Consider the following 19,838-nt stretch of genomic DNA (forward strand, 5'->3'; position numbering starts at 1 on the left):
AAATAATTGCCGCTTTTTGGGAATGGAATATATGCGAATTGCTCCTTTATCTCTGTTAATTTCAGTTAGTTTGCTAGCAACTAGTGCATTTGCACAAGATACTGCTACGGTAACTGGCATTGAATCAGAGATCAGTAAAAAACAAGCCGAATACGATAACTCGACCTTAATCCTCGAAAAACACCTAAAAGAAGAAAGTCAGTTACAAAAACAACTCGAATTATTGCGCGCCCGCTCAACTGAGCTAGATAAAGAAAAAAACCAAGCGTTAGATGCAATGAACGAGATGTACCGCCGACTTATTGATGACCCAACCCTTGATATCAGCAATGCGCAGTCGCGCTATCAAAAAGCTGTGGTTGATCATAAACAAAACAAAGATGATATTTCGATGCAATTGGCGGCAATTGCTTCACATAGAAAAGACATTGAGCAAATTCGTGTATCAAAGCACACCCAGTTAAACACCTTAGAAAGTTTAAAAGAGCAGTTAGCAACGGCACGTGTTGAGCGTTTACGTAACGAATTCACCCGTGAAGGCACATTAGAGGTTAATCACACGATTAACTGTAAGCGCACCGAAACACTTGCTGCCTGTGAACAACGTGGTCAACAAATGGGCTTACAAAAAGCCACTAAACGTTTTGTAGACCAGATTTTTGCAAACTTAACTGAAGAGCGTTTGGTTGAGCCAAAACGTAACCTTGCTGGTGCACAAGTTAAGATTTTAAGTAGCCATGTCGTGAACAGCGCGTTCAGTGGCCAAGGTAACTATAACGTAAACTTAAGTGTGACGATGCGCGGTGATGTAAACAGCAGCCGTTTATGTAGCCTACTTAATTTAGATAATCGTTTTTGTGCTGACTATGGCACGCCACTGGCTGGTAACTTTCAGCCAAGCTACGGCACTACCTATTCAGATAGTCAGTTAACATTCAGTGACTCTCAGGATAATGGGCAGGTGGTATCGGTTTCGCGTATGAGTGAGCAACCAGTAAGCGATTATTCTGTAAAAAAGCCAATAAAGGTTGAACCATTACCTGATCTAAAAAAATCTAAAATGGTTGAATTAACACTGCGTTCAAATGTTTATGACGACGAAGTGTTTATTGATGGTGTTAGCTATGGTGCAACTAGGTTAACGACATCATTACCAAAAGGTTTTCATAATATTGAAATTCGCAAACGTGGCTACAAAAGCTATAAAGCGCGAATTGATCTGCGTAAAGCACAAACCATTAATGCAAACCTAGTTAAAGTGCCAGAGCCTGTTGTTGCTGAAGTGACTGCGGCACCAGAGCAACCTGTAACAGCACCTGTTGCAAGTATTGTTAATAAAACCAGTTCTGCCAGCATTGTAGTTATTCCCGCTGGTAAATTTAAGATGGGTGACATTAACGGCAATGGTTTAGCGAATGAGCGCCCAGTGGTAGAAAAAACCATTGCTAACTCATTTGCAATGCAAAGCAAAGAAGTAAGCGTTGGTGAGTATGAGCAATTCGTTGCGAATACCGGTTATAAAACAGAAGCAGAAAAAGATCGCGGCTGTGCGTATTACTTAAATGGCGAACCAGTATGGGAAGCGGCCTTAAACTGGCGCAACCCAGGCTTTGATCAAGAAAGTGATTTTCCGGCGGTGTGTTTAACTTATAACGATGCCAAAGCGTATGCCGATTGGTTGTCGGGTCAAACAGGTCAGCTATTTCGTTTACCAAGCGAGGTTGAGTGGGAATACGCTGCACGTGCAGGTAAAGAAACTGAATACCCTTGGGGTAACGAAATTGGTAAAAATTTAGCGAACTGTGGCTGGTGTGGTAGCGAATGGTCAAACAAGAGCGCGGCACCTACAGGGTCGTTTTCTCCTAACGCATTTGGCCTATACGATACAGTAGGTAATGTGTGGGAATGGACAAACAAAAAGTCAGGGCAGTCTGATGTGGCTGTTCGAGGCGGTGCATGGAATTTTGCTCCTAGCCTAGCACGCGTATCAACGCGCTTAATCTTAGCGCCAGATTTTCGTGCAAACTATATCGGTTTCCGTTTAGTACGCGAACGATAAGAATTTAAAAAGGAAGCAATGGATGCTTCCTTTTTTAGCATTTTAATTAAAGCAGTTGCGCTTTATCATGATTAGCATGATAGAGTGAGAGCAGCTAGTATAAGAACGAATTTTCAAAGGTCATCCAGCCTCATGTTTAAAAAACTCCGTGGTATTTTTTCAAACGATCTATCGATCGACTTGGGTACAGCCAATACCCTAATTTATGTAAAAGAAGAAGGTATCGTATTAAACGAGCCTTCAGTTGTTGCTATTCGTCAAGAGCGTGCTGGTGGCCCTAAGAGTGTTGCATCTGTAGGTACTGAAGCTAAGCAAATGTTAGGCCGTACTCCGGGTAACATTAAAGCAATTCGTCCAATGAAAGACGGCGTTATTGCTGATTTCTATGTGACCGAAAAAATGCTGCAGCACTTCATTAAGCAAGTGCATAACAACAACTTTATGCGCCCAAGCCCGCGTGTACTTATTTGTGTGCCTTGTGGTGCAACGCAAGTAGAAAAACGTGCTATTCGTGAGTCTGCTATGGGTGCCGGTGCTCGTGAAGTATATCTAATCGAAGAGCCAATGGCTGCGGCTATCGGTGCTGGCTTACCAGTGTCTGAAGCAACCGGTTCAATGGTTGTTGATATCGGTGGTGGTACAACTGAAGTTGCCATTATTTCATTAAATGGTGTGGTTTACTCTTCATCTGTACGCATTGGTGGTGACAAATTTGATGAAGCTATCATCAACTATGTACGCCGTAACTTTGGTAGCTTAATTGGTGAAGCGACAGCTGAAAACATCAAGCACCAAATCGGTTCAGCTTTCAAAACAGACGAGCCAATTGAAATTGAAGTACGTGGTCGTAACCTTGCTGAAGGTGTACCGCGTTCATTCACCCTTAACTCACACGAAATCTTAGAAGCACTGCAAGAGCCATTAATGGGTATTGTGAGCGCGGTAATGGTTGCATTAGAGCAATCTCCACCAGAGCTTGCGTCTGATATCTCTGCTCACGGTATGGTATTAACCGGTGGTGGTGCATTATTAAAAGACCTAGACCGTTTATTAATGGAAGAAACAGGTATTCCAGTTGTGGTTGCTGATGATCCATTAACCTGTGTTGCACGTGGCGGCGGTAAGGCACTAGAAATGATTGATATGCACGGTGGTGACGTATTTAGTTACGACTAATGAAGTTACTTTTTGGTCGTACCATCTCTTTGCAACTGCGACTTTTTGTCGCAGTGCTTTTGAGTGTCGTGCTGATCGTGGGCGATCGCTACACTCAAGGTGGTACAACAATCCGCACCAGCCTAAACACTTTAGTTAGCCCACTTATTTATCTTGCCAACTTGCCCTATGAGCTATTTAGTATTGGCGCGAAGAACCTCCATACCCGCGAACAGCTTTTAACCGAAAACGAAGCGTTAAAAAAGAAGCAGTTACTACAAAGCGAACAACTACAACAACTGTCATTTTTATCTCGTGAAAACGATAAGTTACGCGCCTTGTTAGGTTCATCGGCTAAACAATCAAACCGTAAGATTATTGCACAAGTCCTCTCTGTTCATTCAAACCCGTATAGCCACCAAGTGGTTATTAACCGTGGTACAACGGATGGCCTAAGCGAAGGCCAAGCTGTGATTGACGAAATGGGGGTAGTAGGGCAAATCACTCAAGTGGGTTCAACTACCTCGCGCGTACTGCTGATGACCGATACAACCCACGCAACACCTGTGCGTATTTTACGTAACGATGTACGTACCGTGGTTGAGGGCATTGGTAAAATTAACGTGGTAAAACTTTCGCATGTACCGCATAGCCTTGATGTTCGCATTGGCGATATCTTGGTTACGTCAGGCCTTGGTGGCACCTTCCCAGAGGGATATCCGGTTGCAGTGGTGACCGAAATTAACCGTGATGAAGGACGTCCTTTTGCGCAGGTTTATGCTGAGCCAATTGCGCAACTTGACCGTATTCGCTTATTGGTTGTGCTGTGGCGTAATCAGCAGGAGAGCATCAGCAATGAATAGTCGTCACTTTTTGCTGATTGCTATCAGTATCTTCTTTGCATTGGTAATGGCGTTAATGCCGTTACCGATTTCGTTTGAACCATACCGCCCAGACTGGGTGTTAATGGTATTAATGTATTGGTCGTTAGCGGTGCCTCACCGTTTAAATATTGGCACAGCTTGGGTCGTTGGTTTATTAATGGACCTTGCATCAGGCTCGCCACTCGGTGTGAACTCACTGACTTACTCGGTGTGTATATTTATCACTGCGAGTAACTTCCAAAAAATTAGAAACTTTTCTTTATGGCAGCAAAGCATTTTAATTGCTTTGTTTTTAACGCTTTACCACCTCATGCAGTTTTGGCTTAACCACTTTTTAATGGGTGTTTATTTTAGCCCGCATTATATGTGGCCAGTACTAACTGGCATGCTTTGTTGGTGGTGGATATTCTTAATTTTGCGTAAATATCGCCGTCATTTCAGGATTAGATAATGCAAACCGCAATTTATTTGGCGTCTGCATCACCGCGCCGAAAAGAGTTGCTCAGCCAACTTGGCGTTGAGTTCTCTCAATTTAGCGTTGATGCAGATGAAAGCCAATTCCCAAACGAAGCCCCGCGTGATTATGTAGAGCGTCTCGCCAGACTCAAGGCAGAATCGGGCGTTGCAATGGGTTACACTGACCGCCCAGTGCTTGGCAGCGATACCGTGGTTGTCATTGATGATACCGCACTTGGTAAGCCGCTAGACCAAGCTGATTTTACCGCTACCATGAAGCGCTTATCTGGCCGTACTCATCAAGTGATGACGGCTGTGGCAATTGCTAATAGTGAGCAAGTAAAAAGCTGCCTTGTTGTCACCGATGTTACATTTAAACCACTCAGCGATGCTGAAATTGATGCTTATTGGCATAGTGGAGAGCCGCAAGATAAAGCTGGTGGTTATGGCATTCAAGGCTTAGGTGGTCGCTTTGTTAGTCACCTTTCGGGTAGCTATTTTGCGGTTGTCGGCTTACCTTTATATGAGACAGAGCAGTTATTAAACGAATTTTTAAGAGGGTAACATGAGCACCGAATTACTGATCAACGTTACACCGAGCGAAAGTCGCGTTGCGCTTATCGAAAATGGCGTACTGCAAGAAATCCAACTAGAGCGTATTGGCAACCTTGGGATTGTGGGCAATATTTACCTAGGTAAAATCAGTCGCGTACTACCGGGTATGCAGGCTGCGTTTGTCGATATTGGCTTAGAGAAAGCCGCCTTTTTACATGCATCAGACATTGTAAACAGTGCCTCGATTGTAGAAGGTGTTGATGAGCAGCCAATCAAAAAAGTACAAGATATTCGTGAGCTTGTGCGCCAAGGCCAACATATCATGGTGCAAGTGGTTAAAGACCCGCTAGGAACCAAGGGCGCGCGCTTAACAACCGATATCACTATTCCTTCTCGTTATTTAGTGTTTATGCCAGATGCAACACATGTAGGTGTAAGCCAGCGCATTGAAACCGAAGAAGAACGTTCGCGTTTAAAGAAAATTGTTGCCGAATATGGTGATGATGACGGCAGCTTTATTGTTCGTACTGCAGCAGAAGGGGCGTCGGAAGCTGAACTACGTCACGATGCGGAATTCTTGAAAAAACTGTGGCAAAAAATCGTCACTAAGCGCAAAAAAACCAGCAAAGAAAGCATCTTGCATGAAGACTTAACACTGGCGTTTCGAACTCTACGTGACTACGTAGGTGAAGACATGGAGCGTATTCGTGTTGACTCAAAACTAACCTATCAAGAGCTTAAAGAGTTTACTGAAGAATTTGTGCCGCTGTTATCGGGAGCATTAGAATACTACCCGGGTGAGCGACCTATTTTCGATTTATTCGATGTTGAAACCGAGATCCAAAAAGCGCTACATCGTAAAGTTGAGCTTAAATCGGGTGGTTATTTAATTATCGACCAAACTGAAGCGATGACAACCGTTGATGTAAATACCGGTGCGTTTGTTGGCCATCGTAACCTCGAAGAGACCATTTTTAATACTAATATCGAAGCAACCTCAGCAATTGCTCGTCAGCTACGTTTACGTAATTTAGGCGGCATTATTATCATCGACTTTATCGATATGGTCAGTGATGAGCACAAACGTCGAGTATTGCATTCACTTGAGTCTGCACTTGCAAAAGATCGTGCAAAAGCCAACATAAATGGCTTATCTGCACTAGGCTTAGTAGAGATGACCCGCAAACGTACCCGCGAAAGCTTAGAGCACATTCTTTGTGATGTGTGTCCTGCGTGTTCAGGGCGCGGCTCGCAAAAAACAGTAGAAACAGTTTGCTACGAAATCTTGCGTGAAATCGTAAGGGTAAACCGTGCTTATGCAGCTGATAAGTTTATGGTTTACGCAGCTCCTTCGGTAAGCGAAGCATTGATCAACGATGAGTATCATAACCTTGCTGAGCTGGAACTATTTATCGGTAAGCAAGTCAGTATTCAAACAGAGAGTTTATATAACCAAGAACAATTTGATGTGGTAATGATGTAATGAAGGCAAAAACGGTCTGCTTTTATTGTTTACGTAAGTTATGGCAAGTATTTGCTATTACTCTCGTACTGCTGGCCGTAATTGTCTCTGTGGTAAAGTATTCACTGCCATACGCAAATGACTATAAAGATGACATTGAAGCGTTTTTGTATGAACGCTTTGATGTAAATTTAGCAATTGGCTCAATCTCAGCCAGTTGGCATGGCCAAGGTCCAGCCTTAGTCATCGAAGATATTTCTTTTGAAGATAATCAGACCTCACCAATTGCACTCACCATTGATAAAGCGAGCCTTGAAGTTAATTTATGGGAGTCGGTAAAAACCCGTCAGCTTAAATCGAACTACTTTGTGATCAATGGTTTTCATGCTGATGTTGATTTACCCACTATGCTTGATTTGGGGAATAACCAGCAAACCAGTAACTTTGAGCAAAAAGAACTAATTGAAGGCTTATTCCTTGGTGAAACAGGTCACTTTGCGGTGCAAGACAGTAGCCTTAATTTTACCCTCAATGATGGTAAAGAGCGTAAGCTGATCCTTGAAAACATTGTCTGGCAAAATACCCCAGAGCAACATCAAGGCTCAGGTACATTAGCGTTACCGGGAATTTCTGTTGGTAGCTTTGATGCTCGAATGGCGCTGAATGGTTCGACTCTTGAAACCATGGCTGGCGATATCTATGTGCAAGCAGCGAACGTCAATGTATCTAAGTGGCTGGCGCAATATATTAATACCGACAAGCAGCAGCTTACTTCAGACATCAATTTACAAACCTGGTTTAGTCTTGAAAAAGGCCTGATCAGTGATGTAAAAGTGCAGTGGCTACCGAGCTTTATCAATTGGCAACAAAACCAAGAAGCACATCAAATCAGTTTAAGCGAAGGTGGTTTTCATTTATTTCCTAAGCAAAATGGCTGGCGCTTAAAAAGCACCGGACTCACCTTTGAAAGTGACTTTAAACAATGGCCAACCTTACAGTTTGAAGCTCAACTTGGCGATAAAAGCCAAATTTGGTTAAAGCAATTTGATTTTGCATTACTGGCAAAGTTATCGCAGTTAAGTAATTTTGAAGTACTTGCCCCATTTTTAGCCCGTCAACCCAATGGTCAGTTAAGTGATGCCTATCTTGAGTTGGGTCGGCAAGATAACTGGCAACTTTGGTTTCAGGGCGAACAAATTAATTGGCTGTCGCTGCAGGGCATTCCTGGTGGTCAGGCGATACGTGTTGATGGCTTAATTAATCAATCAGCTGGGCGAATTCAGCTATATGGCGAGAACAATCAACTGCTAACGAACGGCAGCTTTAGCCAAGATATTGCTTACAATCAATTAAATGTAGAACTCGACCTTCACCATTACGATGATGGCTGGCGCATTAGTAGCGATAATATCTGGCTTGATAACGACGAAGTGACTGTGGCTGCTGAGATGATGCTCAGCCTGACCGATGAACCGCGGTTAGATTTATATGCTGAAGCCTATGCCCCTGATGCCAATGTCGCTGGGCATTATTTCCCGTTACCTGTAATGAGCGAAAAGCTGGTTAATTACCTTAATGGCGCAATTAAGGGCGGTGAAGTTAATAAAGCTCAAGTGCTGTTTTCAGGGCCATTTAAAGGTTTCCCGTTTAAAGAGCAGCAAGGTCAATTTGAAGTGTTAGCGAATGTTGAAAACGCTAAATATAAGTTTTCACCAAGCTGGCCAGAAGTTGAAGATGCCAACGTCATTTTACATTTTGAAAATGAGCGCATGGATATTTACAGCAAGTCGGGCAAGCTGGTTAACCTCGCTTTGGGGGAGAGTGTTCATGTCAGTATTGCTGATTTAATGAATGCAGAAATCCTAAAAGTTGCCATTAATAAACGTGCTCATGGCGATAAGCTTAACCCGTTCTTCACGGCAACTCCGCTTGCCAAGCCTTTGGCGAGTGTTTTTGAAGTTGTGCAACCGCAAGGCGAAGCGACTGCCGATATTGAGCTGTTAGTAAATTTACGTTCGGGTCATGTTGATGCGATTGGTGAAGTTGAATTGGCTAATATTCCGGTTTACCTTGCACAACCTGGGATCACGCTCAACCATATGACCGGTATTGTTAAGTTTAATAACGATAAAATCGACTTAAAAAATGCCAAAGCAGATTGGATGGGCATGCCACTTACAGCCAACTACAACAGTGAAAATGTGGCTGATACCTATCGCGCCGAAATTGCGGTAAAGCTGGGCCTTGAAGCTGAGCCTTTAATTGAACAAGCTCATGGTTTACTGGCTGGTTACTTAAGCGGTCAAAGTGATGTAGATATTAATGTGTCGCTTAACTTTTTACCAAATGACTTTAATTACCGCGCCGATGTGAGTGGTAATTTAGTCGGTGTGACTAGCCAGCTGCCTGCACCTTATAACAAAAGCGTAGAGCAGAAATGGCCATTGACCGCAGTGGTGCAGGGCGACCGTATTTCTAACTTGATCACCGCTAATGTTGATGAGCAGTTATTCTTTAATGCGATCTTAGATAACGGCGAAAAGAAATTTAGTAATGCCCATTTAATTTTAGGTGCGCAAGATTTAGGGCTTAATCGTGAAGGTTTTGCGGTATCTATCGATTTACCAAAAACCGAAATAGTGCCTTGGTTTGGCTTAATTGATCAAATTATTGCGCTTACCAAAGTTAAGTCAGATGCACCAAGTGTGATGCCTGCGTTCAATAACGTAACGGGTAAATTTAACAAACTGGCACTACACAATATTGACTTTAATGATTTTGAATTTCGCTTAGCGCCAAAACAATCAGACTTAGAGTTAAAGCTAAATGCTAAAGAGTTACGTGCCGACGCGCTTATTCCAACAGGTGAGTCACGCAGACCAATTCAAATTTTTACTGACTACCTGCGTATTAATTTTAACGAAGCCACAGAACAAACAGAGCAAGACTCAGAACCAGAAGATTTAAGCTGGTTAACCCGAGTCCCAGCCATCGAGTTTAACTGTGAAGATTGTAAAGTGGCTGAGTATCAGCTTGATAAAATTAAAAGCAGCTTAGTGGGAGAGAACGATAAACTCTTGTTCACTGAGCTGGTCATCGACAAAGGCGACCACGTATTACGTGGTAAAGGGCAATTTGCTGATGGGCAAACACGCTTTAGCGGTAACTTACAAAGTGACGACATTGGCGAGTTATTTGATGAGTTTGATATCACCACCACAGTAAAAGACTCTGATGCCAATATTAAGTTTGATCTTGCATGGCAAGGCGCACCTTATAGCTTTGATGTACCAAGTTTAGCAGGTGAGTTAGATTGGCGTTTAGGCGAAGGGCACCTTGCAGAAATAAGTGATGGTGGTGCGCGAGTATTCTCTTTACTGAGTTTAGATTCGTTAGTGCGTAAGCTGAAACTGGATTTTAGAGATGTATTCTCGAAAGGCTTTTTCTATAACAGTATGCAAGGCACCATGCAGCTAGAAAAGGGCATAGCTTACACTCAAGATACCAAGCTTGATGGTGTGCCTGCCGATCTAACGATTAAAGGCCATACAAACTTAAACACCTTTGAAATTGATTACGACCTAGCGGTTGCACCGCAGGTGACGTCGAGTATTCCAGTGATTGTGGCATGGATGGTTAACCCGGTAAGTGGTCTTGCAGCGCTGGCAATCGATAAAGTGATTCACTCGGCGCGGGTGATCTCAGAGATCAACTTTAAAGTAACAGGTAGTATGAACGATCCTGTCGTTGAAGAAGTAGATCGTAAGAGCCGTGAAGTGACGTTACCGCAAGCCGCGCAAAGCCAGCCGCAGTCGTCGACGCAACTAAAATTAAAAGATGCCGCATCTTCAGCGAGTTTAGATAACAATGAAGGCTAACCCTCATCCGCACGTTGTTGCAGTGCAAATGTGCTCAAGCATGAATGCTGAGCAAAACCTCGCTTTTTTAGCACAGACATTGAATCAGTTACCTGCAACTCGGCCATTGCTAGTGTGTTTACCCGAAAGCTTTTTGATCTTTAGCAAGCAAAGCCAAGCAAGTTATGAATTAGGTCTGCAAAGTGAGTCATATAAAGCGAAGCTTGCTGATTTATGTAAGCAACATGATATTTGGTTAGCTGCTGGAACCCTGCCTGTTTCACAGCAAAATGGTAAGTATTTAGCTGCCTCGTTTTTATTTAATAACCAAGGCGATGTGGTTGCGCAGTACAATAAAATTCACTTATTTGATGTAGATGTTGCCGATACTACGCGCAGTTACCGAGAGTCTGATGCGACGCAAGCAGGCAACGATATTGTGGTGGTCGACTCGCCATTTGGTAAAATTGGCTTAGCAGTATGTTATGATCTACGTTTTAGTGGCTTATTCACCGCCATGCAGCGCCAAGGGGCTGAGCTTATTTTAGTGCCAAGTGCCTTTACCACAGTTACCGGTGCTGCTCATTGGCATATTTTATTAGCTGCGCGTGCAATCGAAACACAATGTTATGTGATTGCCGCAGCCCAGTGGGGTGAGCACGAGAATGGCCGCCACACTTATGGCCACAGCATTATTATTTCACCATGGGGAGAAACGCTCAGTGAGCTTGCCTCTGGTACCGGGTTTATCAGCCATGAGCTTGATTTAAACCGCTTGAATACAATTCGCCAAGACATGCCTGTGCAGTCTCAGCAACGATTTAGAGAGCATTTATTATGAACACGGTTGAACAGCATTTATTACATGACAGCCAACTAACGAGAGAAGAATTAGAAAAAACGCTCGCTTTTATTCATCAGCACCAAGTTGACTATGCCGACCTGTATTTTCAATCAAGCCACCACGAATCTTGGGTGCTTGAAGATGGCTTAGTAAAAGAAGGCTCATACAACGTTGAACGTGGTGTGGGTGTGCGTGCTGTTAGCGGTGAAAAAACCGGTTTTTCATACTCAGATGCGATTAACCTTGAAGCGTTAAACAAAGCAGCAACGGCAGCGCGCAGCATTGCTAATGCAGGCGAAAACAAAACGATTCAGGTGTTTAGTGATGTTGCTGCTAAAGAGCAGTATGCGCCGTATCAACCTATTCAAAGCATGAGCAACGATGACAAGGTAAGCCTGCTACGCGAACTTGAAAACTATATTCGTCAATTAGCGCCGGATGCTGAACAAGTGATCAGTTCAATGTCGGCGGTTTATGAAGAAGTATTAATTGCTGCAAGTGATGGCACCTTTGCCACCGATATTCGCCCGCTTATTCGCTTAAACTGTTCTGTCTTACTTGAGAAGAACGGTCGCCGTGAACGCGGTGGTGCAGGGGGCGGTGCGCGTTTAGATTATGGCTATTTTAAAGAATTAGTCGATGGCAAACCGCGTTGGATGGAATACGCTGAAGAAGCTGTTCGCCAAGCAAAAGTAAACCTAGAAGCAATCGATGCACCTGCGGGTAGCATGGAAGTTGTGCTAGGCGCAGGTTGGCCAGGCGTGTTACTACACGAAGCGGTAGGTCATGGCCTAGAAGGTGACTTTAACCGTAAGGGCGCATCAGCGTTTAGCGGTAAAGTAGGTCAAAAGGTGGCATCTGAGCTGTGTACAGTCGTGGATGACGGCACCATTGCTGATCGCCGTGGTTCATTGAACGTGGATGATGAAGGGACACCAGCTGCGTATAACGTGCTTATTGAAAACGGTATTCTAAAAGGCTACATGCAAGATAAGCTAAATGCCCGTTTGATGGGTGTAAACCCTACTGGTAATGCGCGCCGCGAATCGTATGCTCACTTACCTATGCCGCGTATGACCAACACCTATATGTTAGGTGGCGAGCACAGCCAAGCCGATATTATCAGCTCGGTGAAAAAAGGTATCTTTGCCCCTAACTTCGGTGGCGGCCAAGTGGATATTACGTCAGGTAAGTTTGTATTTAGTGCTTCTGAAGCCTACTTAATTGAAAACGGTAAAATTACACAACCTATCAAAGGCGCAACACTGATTGGCAATGGCCCTGAAGTGATGCAACAAATTTCGATGGTAGGTAACGACTTAGCGCTTGATAAAGGCGTTGGTGTGTGTGGTAAAGATGGCCAAAGCGTACCTGTTGGAGTGGGCCAACCAAGCCTTAAAATTGATAACCTAACTGTGGGTGGTACGGCTTAAAACCACTTGCTCGTTCTACCTTATGGCAGGTTAAACTCTTAACCTGCCTCATTTCAGTTTGCCTACTCCTTACACAAAAACTTACATAAAAGTAGTACCAATACAGGTACTTTATAGTTAACTTATTTCTTACAGTAAAAATAAAAAAGTAAGTTTGGGGATAACGATATGAAAGTTTTTACAGTTTTAATAGCGCTTTTAATGTTTACAGGCTGTGCATCACAGGCAGTAAAAGATGGCTCTGCAAATGAGATTTACGCTGAACATGAGTGTTTAGGCGGTGAACTCGAAACTGATTATAGCTATACCATTTTTAGTACAGATGACGAGGACAGCAATAAAGGTTCGGTGAAATCGACCTGTCACCCGGTTAAAACTGAGAGTGAATTTGAGCGTGACTTACGTACCGGTGGTTAACATCTAATCTTAAGGTGGCTTAATTGTTAAATTAAGCCACTAATATACATACAAGTTAAATGCTAAAGCGTACTAAGCATCCATATACCCGCGGCAATCATAAATAAGTTTTCACTTAGTGAGATAAAGCCGAGTGGCACATTACTGTCGCCACCAACACAGGCGCATTTCAGCTCTCGTTTATCGATATACACAGCCTTAATAACCGATACCGCACCTATACCACCAATAAATAATGAAAATGGTGCTACAGCTAAGGCGGGTAATTTAGCCACCATACCTATCGCTACATACGCCTCGATAAATGGATAAACATAGGCATAGGGCACGACACGCATGGCTAGTAAGTCATAGGTAATAAATGAGTTAGAAAAGCTGAATAAGTCTTGCAGCTTTTGTATCGCTAATACCGCCATTGATAATGCAACGAACAGCATTAGGTTCTGCATTGAAAATAAAGCCTCACCGCTGGCATAAGTAAAACCGCAGCTTAGTAGCATGGTCACTGCGAAAATCGCTAAAACAGGGGTGTAACTGGTACCTTGTTGGCCAGCCTCGGGCAGATTAAAAAAGTCGCGCAAATCATCGTAACCGCCAATACGTTTATCATTGATAAAGGTTTGTGGTGTGGTTTTTACATCATGCTGCTGTTTGAATTCGTCAGTTTGCTCACGGCTGGTTAAGTGACGATCATCAACATCGTAACCATGACGCTCTAGTAAATCTTTTGATTTTAAACCGAATGGGCAAATATGCTCATCGGTCACCATGCGATATAAAATTGCAGACTTAGACACTGTGCCTCCTTGTAAAAATGCCTTGAGTACTGCGTAAAAGTTGCTTAATTACACAGTAAATAAGGGCAGATTCTTGCTATAACTGTTTACTTTATTGACAGTTACAAGGTTTGTGCCAGCTTTAAGCATAAAAAAACCTTGTGCCAGCACCACAAGGTTTTAAAATTGACTCGCAACGCGAATTTATCTCATCGTTACAAACTCTTCAGATCCAGTTGGGTGAATAGCCACAACAGCATCAAAGTCTGCTTTGGTTGCGCCCATCTTCATTGCAACAGCAAAGCCTTGGATCATTTCATCAACGGTAAAGCCAATGCCGTGTAAGCCAACAACTTTTTCGTCTTCGCCTGCACACACTAGCATCATGTTACATGCTTGGCGGTGCTGAGTAACCGCTGTGTACATTGCAGCAAAGCTTGATTTATATACTTTAACGTTATCGCTGCCGTATTGATCAATTGCTTGCTGCTCTGTTAAACCAATTGTGCCGATTGGTGGATGGCTGAATACCACTGTAGGTACTAGCTCGTAATCCATTTTTAGATCATCAGGTAATTCTTTATTGAATAAACGCTCTGATAGAGTACGACCCGCTTTAACGGCTACTGGCGTAAGTTCAATACCGTTTTCGATGATATCGCCAACTGCGTATACGTTTTCAGCTGTGGTGTTTTGGAATTCGTCTACTTTAACGTAACCGCCTTCAGTTACTTCAACACCTGCCGCAGCAAGGTTGATCTTGTCAGTTGTAGGTGTGCGGCCAATTGCCCAAATAACTTCATCAACGTTTTGGCTGTGACCATTTTCAAAGTGAATTGTTAAGCTACCATCGCTTTCTTTAACCACTTCTTTTGGTGTGCACTCAGTGTGAAGAGTAGGGCCTTCTTTTGCCATAATATCGACAAGCGTATCAACAATGTATGGGTCAAAAGTACGTAGAGGTTTGTTTTTACGAACAAACAGGTGTGTTTCTGTACCAAGGCTATGAAGTACACCTGCGATTTCAACAGCAATGTAACCCGCACCAACCACAGCAACACGCTTAGGCTGTGCGTCTAGCTCAAAGAAGCCATTTGAATCAATACCAAGCTCAGCGCCTGGGATGTTAGGAATAGTAGGGCGACCACCAACAGCAACAAGGATATGATCTGCCGTGTATAGCTCACCGTTTACTTCAACTGTTTTGTTATCAACAAACTTAGCAAAGCCATTGATTACAGTTACACCATTGCTAGATAAGTACTTGTTGTAACCTTGGTGAATACGGCCAATATACGCTTCGCGGCTTTCAACTAATTTAGCCCAGCTAAAGCTTTTTAATTCAACATCAAAGCCGTAGTCAGGTGCATATGCGTTAATTGCTTCAGCAATTTGTGCGCCGTGCCACATAACTTTCTTTGGAACACAACCCACGTTTACACAGGTGCCACCCATGTGTTTTGCTTCAATAAGAGCGACTTTTGCGCCACGCATTGCTGCACGGTTTGCAGAGGCAATACCGCCACTACCACCACCAATTGCAATGTAATCAAAATGCTGAGCCATAGTTTGTCCTCAAAAATAGATAATTCTTTATTAATTAATCGATTTAGTAATAAGTTGATAATAGCATAATAAAGACCAAGGTTAAGCCCCTTGTATTTCATCAATTCGCCCCAACTTCAAAATCATCTTCGCATAAAATTTGAGAACGAAAATGACAATTGCAGAAAATAACCCACTCATTGGTTTAGAAGGGCTTCCGCCGTTTTCTAAAATTAAACCAGCACACGTAGTGCCAGCATTAAAAGCAGCGATTGCTGAGTGTCGGACCAAAATAGATGAGGTACTGGCAACTAAATCATACACATGGAATGATTTGGTGCTTCCGCTTGAAGAAGCTGATGACAAGTTATCACGCTTATTTTCACCGGTATCACATATGAATTCTGTCGTTAATAACGACGAGCTACGTGAAGCCTATGAGCAATGTCTGCCGTTGTTATCTGAGTATTCAACGTTTGTTGGTCAGCATCAAGGTTTATACGATGCTTACAACGCGCTTCACAACAGTGACGAATTTAAAACACTGACGATTGCCCAGCAAAAAACTATTACTAATGCACTGCGCGATTTTGAGCTTTCTGGTATTGCTTTAAAGCCTGAGCAACAAACGCGTTATGGCGAAATCAGTGCGCGTTTATCTGAGCTGGCCTCTAAGTTTGGAAATAATGTAATGGATGCCACACTGGCTTGGCACAAGCATATTACCGATGAAAGCGAACTGGCTGGTTTACCAGAGTCTGCGTTAGCCCTTGGTGCAGATACAGCTAAAAGCAAAGAGCTAGATGGCTGGGTATTCACGTTAGATTTTCCATCTTATTTACCAATCATGACTTATGCTGATAACCGCGAGTTACGTGAAGAGTTTTACACTGCGTTTGTAACGCGTGCATCTGATCAAGGCCCTAATGCCGGTGAGTTTGATAACTCTGCCATTATGAGCGAAGAGCTTGCCCTTCGTCATGAACTTGCCGAGTTACTAGGCTTTAACAGCTACGCTGATATGTCATTAGCGACTAAAATGGCAGAAACGCCAGAGCAAGTTTTCTCATTCTTAGAAGATTTAGCAGCTAAGTCTAAACCACAAGCTGAGCAAGAGCTTGCTGAGCTAACTGCCTACGCAAAAGACAAGCACGGTGTGACTGAGCTTGCTGCATGGGACTACGCTTACTATGGCGAAAAACTTAAGCAAGAGAAGTATGCTATTTCTGATGAAGTACTGCGCCCATACTTCCCAGCTAATAAGGTTTTAAGTGGCTTATTCACTACAGTTAATCGTTTATTTGGCATTAGTGTTAAAGAAGTCACAGAGTTTGATACTTACCACCCTGATGTACGTTTTTTCGAAATTTACGATAGTAGCAATACTTTACGTGGCCGTTTTTATCTAGATTTATACGCCCGTGATCGCAAGCGTGGCGGCGCGTGGATGGATGACTGCATGGGTCGTAAAGTACGTGCTAACGGCGAATTACAAACCCCCGTTGCGTACTTAGTGTGTAACTTTAATAAAGCTGTGGGTGATAAGCCTGCTTTGTTTACGCATAACGAAGTAACGACCTTATTCCATGAGTTTGGTCATGGTATTCACCATATGTTGACACAAGTTGATGCTGCGCCAGTTGCAGGTATTAACGGTGTTGCATGGGATGCGGTTGAGTTACCAAGCCAGTTCCTTGAAAACTGGTGCTACGAAGAAGAAGCGCTAAGCTTTATTTCGGGCCATTACGAAACAGATGAGCCGTTACCAAAAGAGTTATTAGATAAACTCCTAGCGGCGAAGAACTTTCAATCAGGTATGCAAATGCTGCGTCAGCTTGAGTTCTCGTTGTTTGACTTTACTATTCACCATACTTACAAAGCGGGTGAGCCATGTAACATTCAAGCAACTCTTGATGATGTGCGCAGTAAAACGGCCGTTGTTAAAGCGCCAGCATTTAACCGCTTTCAACATGGCTTTAGCCACATTTTTGCTGGCGGTTACAGCGCAGGTTATTACTCTTACAAGTGGGCTGAAGTACTTTCGGCTGATGCGTTTTCTAAATTTGAAGAGGAAGGCATCTTTAACCCAGCCACGGGCGAAGCTTTCTTAAAGAACATTTTAGAGAAAGGGGGCAGTGAAGAGCCGATGGAGCTATTTAAAAAGTTCCGTGGACGCGAACCGCAAGTTGATGCACTACTTAGACATAGCGGCATTGCTGCATAATAAAGTTTGTTGATCTAAAGCGCCGTAAGGCGCTTTTTTTATTAATATTTCTTCGCAAAATCACGCTCTCGTACTATCCTTCTTAAAAAAGAGTTTATAGGAATTAAGCATGTCAAAACTTGTATTAGCCATTGATGATGATAAATATATCCATCATGTGATTGAGGAATCGCTATCAGGCTTTTGCACACTGATCCATGCTAAAAATGGCGACGAAGGATTAAGACAGGCGTTAAAGTACAACCCTGACATCATTTTACTTGATATCGAAATGCCGGGTAAAACGGGCTTTGAGGTATGTAACGAATTAAAAGCTAACCCGCAAACAAAAGACACGCCTGTGATGTTTTTATCGGGTAAAGCTGACCTACCAGACCGTGTAAAAGGTTATAACGCAGGTGCTGCTGACTACATTGTAAAACCATTTAATGCTGAAGAACTCATGGCACGTATTCGCGTGTTATATCAATATCGTCAGCACTCTAAAAAGCTTAAAAGTGATGTAGAGCGAGCGCAAATCACTGCCGAAATCGCGTTGACAGATTCAGGCGATATGGGTCGTATAATGCGCTACGTTGGGCAAAGCTATCATGCACACGATATCAAAGCGTTATCTGAACATATGTTTGAGTTTTTTAATCCGATGGAGCTCGATGTCGTACTGGCGTTTTGGTATCAAGATGTAGGCATATTTTGTAGTGCTGAGGGCGGGGTGTGTCCACTTGAGCAAGAGCTGCTCGAAAAACATCGTGATGCAAATCGTTTTGTTGATTTTAGCCACCGCACAATTATAAATTACCCAAAAGTGTCGATGCTGGTTAAAAACATGCCACTAGATGATGCCCAGCTTTATGGCCGCTATAAAGATTTATTCCCGCATATTCTTGAAGTGACTAACGCCAAAGTACAAGACATGGAAAACAATGAGCGGGCACTGACTCAGGCGCAGCAAATTGGTAATTCGTTTAATGAGTTATCTGATCAAATGTACCAAAACAGTGATTCGCGCGAACATGCGGTAGAGAAATTTGCCGCCCAACTTGATGAGCTAAACAAGTCTATTGAGCAAAGTGGTTTATCGGGCAGCGACGAAGTCGAATTTCACTTGCAGCAATTAAAACAAACTCAGCTGATATTTACCTCACTGAATGAAGACTTATCGTTTATAAAGTTTCAGCTAAAGCATATTATCGAATCGCGTAGTGAACTTTTAGCTAGCTTACAAAAAATGGCTGAGCCGAGTGAGACCGAAGATGTGACTTCACAAACGGATATCGAGCTATTTTAAGCCATGCTATACTGGCGGCGAATAATATAGCTCGGAGTTTTGCGTGGTAATTCATTGTCCTTTTAAAGAAATGCGTCCTTATTTAGATGCGATTGAACAGCGTTTTGGTTTGGCTAAGTGGGCTGAGCAAAATGCGGGATTTTCGCTTCATTATGACGATCAAGGCTTGAGCTTGAAGAAAAAGGACGAGCCTAAGCTGGGTGCTATTCATGTTGATTTTGTAACTGGTGCTGCAGCTCATCGACGCAAGTTTGGTGGTGGTAAAGGGCAGGCAATAGCAAAGGCTGTAGGGTTAAACAAAGGTGCCACGCCAGTGGTGCTTGATGCCACTGCAGGCCTTGGCCGCGATGGCTTTGTACTGGCATCACTAGGCTGTAAAGTGATTTTGCATGAACGCCATCCAGTGGTAGCTGCACTATTATTCGACGGCCTAGAACGCGCCTATAACGATGCTGAAATTGGCCCTTGGATGAAAGAAAACATGAGCCTAGTGTTTGGTTCTAGTCATACGTTACTGGCGCAGTGTAGTGATACCCCTGATGTTGTGTACTTAGATCCTATGTTTCCTCATCGTGAAAAATCAGCCCTCGTTAAAAAAGAAATGCGAGTATTCCAAGAGCTTGTTGGCGGAGATAGCGATGCCGATGATCTATTAGAATTTGCTTATCCGCTTGCTAGTAAGCGAGTCGTTGTGAAGCGCCCTGACTACGCCCCATTTCTGAATGATAAAACCCCGAGTATGCAAATCAAAACCAAGAAGAACCGCTTTGATGTATACGTAAAAGCTGCAATGGTCTGATACCAATCCGCAATATTAAGCGAATTGGTATTTATTTAACCCTTTTGGGTTAGTTACTCTCGCTTTACCTGTTATTTTTTACGG

15 protein-coding genes are annotated in these 19,838 nt (G+C 43.2%); 13 read left to right on the forward strand and 2 right to left on the reverse strand.

The window, feature by feature from the left end:
• Positions 1-31 precede the first annotated feature (31 nt).
• The 10 genes from MTF66_RS32650 (at position 32) to MTF66_RS32695 (ending at position 13,122) form a co-directional block, all read left to right on the forward strand.
• Positions 32-2,059: a formylglycine-generating enzyme family protein gene (locus MTF66_RS32650; protein ID WP_248529760.1), complete on the forward strand. Its 2,028-nt coding sequence runs from the start codon at positions 32-34 to the stop codon at positions 2,057-2,059.
• Positions 2,060-2,191: 132 nt separating this feature from the next.
• Entirely contained in the window at positions 2,192-3,235 is a 1,044-nt protein-coding gene (locus MTF66_RS32655) for a rod shape-determining protein (RefSeq protein ID WP_054552787.1), read from the forward strand.
• Entirely contained in the window at positions 3,235-4,077 is an 843-nt protein-coding gene (mreC, locus tag MTF66_RS32660) for a rod shape-determining protein MreC (protein WP_054563354.1), read from the forward strand. Before MTF66_RS32655 ends, mreC begins: the two co-directional genes overlap by 1 nt.
• Complete coding sequence (gene mreD / locus MTF66_RS32665) at positions 4,070-4,549, forward strand: rod shape-determining protein MreD (protein ID WP_058583828.1); 480 nt, start codon at positions 4,070-4,072, stop codon at positions 4,547-4,549. Before mreC ends, mreD begins: the two co-directional genes overlap by 8 nt.
• Positions 4,549-5,118: a nucleoside triphosphate pyrophosphatase gene (locus MTF66_RS32670; RefSeq protein WP_248529761.1), complete on the forward strand. Its 570-nt coding sequence runs from the start codon at positions 4,549-4,551 to the stop codon at positions 5,116-5,118. The genes mreD and MTF66_RS32670 overlap by 1 nt, the downstream gene beginning before the upstream one ends.
• A gap of 1 nt (position 5,119) precedes the next feature.
• Entirely contained in the window at positions 5,120-6,592 is a 1,473-nt protein-coding gene (rng, locus tag MTF66_RS32675; RefSeq protein ID WP_054563357.1) for a ribonuclease G, read from the forward strand.
• Positions 6,592-10,449, forward strand: coding sequence for a YhdP family protein (locus tag MTF66_RS32680; RefSeq protein WP_248529763.1), 3,858 nt, complete (start codon positions 6,592-6,594; stop codon positions 10,447-10,449). The genes rng and MTF66_RS32680 overlap by 1 nt, the downstream gene beginning before the upstream one ends.
• On the forward strand, positions 10,439-11,269 hold the full coding sequence (locus MTF66_RS32685) for a carbon-nitrogen hydrolase family protein (protein ID WP_248529764.1): 831 nt from the start codon (positions 10,439-10,441) through the stop codon (positions 11,267-11,269). The genes MTF66_RS32680 and MTF66_RS32685 overlap by 11 nt, the downstream gene beginning before the upstream one ends.
• Positions 11,266-12,705 carry a metalloprotease TldD gene (gene tldD, locus MTF66_RS32690; protein ID WP_248529765.1) on the forward strand — a complete coding sequence of 480 codons (1,440 nt, stop codon included), beginning with the start codon at positions 11,266-11,268 and terminating at the stop codon, positions 12,703-12,705. The genes MTF66_RS32685 and tldD overlap by 4 nt, the downstream gene beginning before the upstream one ends.
• Positions 12,706-12,873: 168 nt before the next feature.
• Positions 12,874-13,122: a hypothetical protein gene (locus MTF66_RS32695; RefSeq protein ID WP_248529767.1), complete on the forward strand. Its 249-nt coding sequence runs from the start codon at positions 12,874-12,876 to the stop codon at positions 13,120-13,122.
• A 62-nt stretch (positions 13,123-13,184) separates the two neighbouring features.
• Here the strand turns inward: MTF66_RS32695 and MTF66_RS32700 are convergent, their stop codons facing one another.
• Both MTF66_RS32700 and gorA read right to left on the reverse strand, forming a co-directional pair.
• The gene (locus MTF66_RS32700; RefSeq protein ID WP_248529769.1) at positions 13,185-13,919 is read right to left on the reverse strand and encodes a glutaredoxin family protein; all 735 of its coding nucleotides are present in this window, start codon (positions 13,917-13,919) and stop codon (positions 13,185-13,187) included.
• Positions 13,920-14,102: 183 nt separating this feature from the next.
• Complete coding sequence (gene gorA / locus MTF66_RS32705) at positions 14,103-15,464, reverse strand: glutathione-disulfide reductase (protein WP_054563362.1); 1,362 nt, start codon at positions 15,462-15,464, stop codon at positions 14,103-14,105.
• A gap of 151 nt (positions 15,465-15,615) precedes the next feature.
• Between gorA and prlC the strand changes: the two genes are divergently transcribed.
• The 3 genes from prlC to MTF66_RS32720 all read left to right on the forward strand — a co-directional run bounded on the left by prlC (position 15,616) and on the right by MTF66_RS32720 (position 19,754).
• The gene (prlC, locus tag MTF66_RS32710) at positions 15,616-17,667 is read left to right on the forward strand and encodes an oligopeptidase A (RefSeq protein WP_248529771.1); all 2,052 of its coding nucleotides are present in this window, start codon (positions 15,616-15,618) and stop codon (positions 17,665-17,667) included.
• 109 nt (positions 17,668-17,776) lie between these two features.
• Positions 17,777-18,955: a two-component system response regulator gene (locus MTF66_RS32715; RefSeq protein ID WP_248529773.1), complete on the forward strand. Its 1,179-nt coding sequence runs from the start codon at positions 17,777-17,779 to the stop codon at positions 18,953-18,955.
• A 43-nt stretch (positions 18,956-18,998) separates the two neighbouring features.
• Complete coding sequence (locus MTF66_RS32720; protein ID WP_062565979.1) at positions 18,999-19,754, forward strand: class I SAM-dependent methyltransferase; 756 nt, start codon at positions 18,999-19,001, stop codon at positions 19,752-19,754.
• The last annotated feature ends 84 nt before the right edge of the window (positions 19,755-19,838 follow it).

This window comes from Pseudoalteromonas sp. 2CM39R (assembly GCF_023161845.1).

Coding starts and splice junctions, on each gene's coding strand:
- MTF66_RS32650 (WP_248529760.1), top strand. CDS start 32: ATGCGAATTGCTCCTTTATCTCTGTTAATTTCAGTTAGTTTGCTAGCA.
- MTF66_RS32655 (WP_054552787.1), top strand. CDS start 2,192: ATGTTTAAAAAACTCCGTGGTATTTTTTCAAACGATCTATCGATCGAC.
- mreC (WP_054563354.1), top strand. CDS start 3,235: ATGAAGTTACTTTTTGGTCGTACCATCTCTTTGCAACTGCGACTTTTT.
- mreD (WP_058583828.1), top strand. CDS start 4,070: ATGAATAGTCGTCACTTTTTGCTGATTGCTATCAGTATCTTCTTTGCA.
- MTF66_RS32670 (WP_248529761.1), top strand. CDS start 4,549: ATGCAAACCGCAATTTATTTGGCGTCTGCATCACCGCGCCGAAAAGAG.
- rng (WP_054563357.1), top strand. CDS start 5,120: ATGAGCACCGAATTACTGATCAACGTTACACCGAGCGAAAGTCGCGTT.
- MTF66_RS32680 (WP_248529763.1), top strand. CDS start 6,592: ATGAAGGCAAAAACGGTCTGCTTTTATTGTTTACGTAAGTTATGGCAA.
- MTF66_RS32685 (WP_248529764.1), top strand. CDS start 10,439: ATGAAGGCTAACCCTCATCCGCACGTTGTTGCAGTGCAAATGTGCTCA.
- tldD (WP_248529765.1), top strand. CDS start 11,266: ATGAACACGGTTGAACAGCATTTATTACATGACAGCCAACTAACGAGA.
- MTF66_RS32695 (WP_248529767.1), top strand. CDS start 12,874: ATGAAAGTTTTTACAGTTTTAATAGCGCTTTTAATGTTTACAGGCTGT.
- gorA (WP_054563362.1), bottom strand. CDS start 15,464: ATGGCTCAGCATTTTGATTACATTGCAATTGGTGGTGGTAGTGGCGGT.
- prlC (WP_248529771.1), top strand. CDS start 15,616: ATGACAATTGCAGAAAATAACCCACTCATTGGTTTAGAAGGGCTTCCG.
- MTF66_RS32715 (WP_248529773.1), top strand. CDS start 17,777: ATGTCAAAACTTGTATTAGCCATTGATGATGATAAATATATCCATCAT.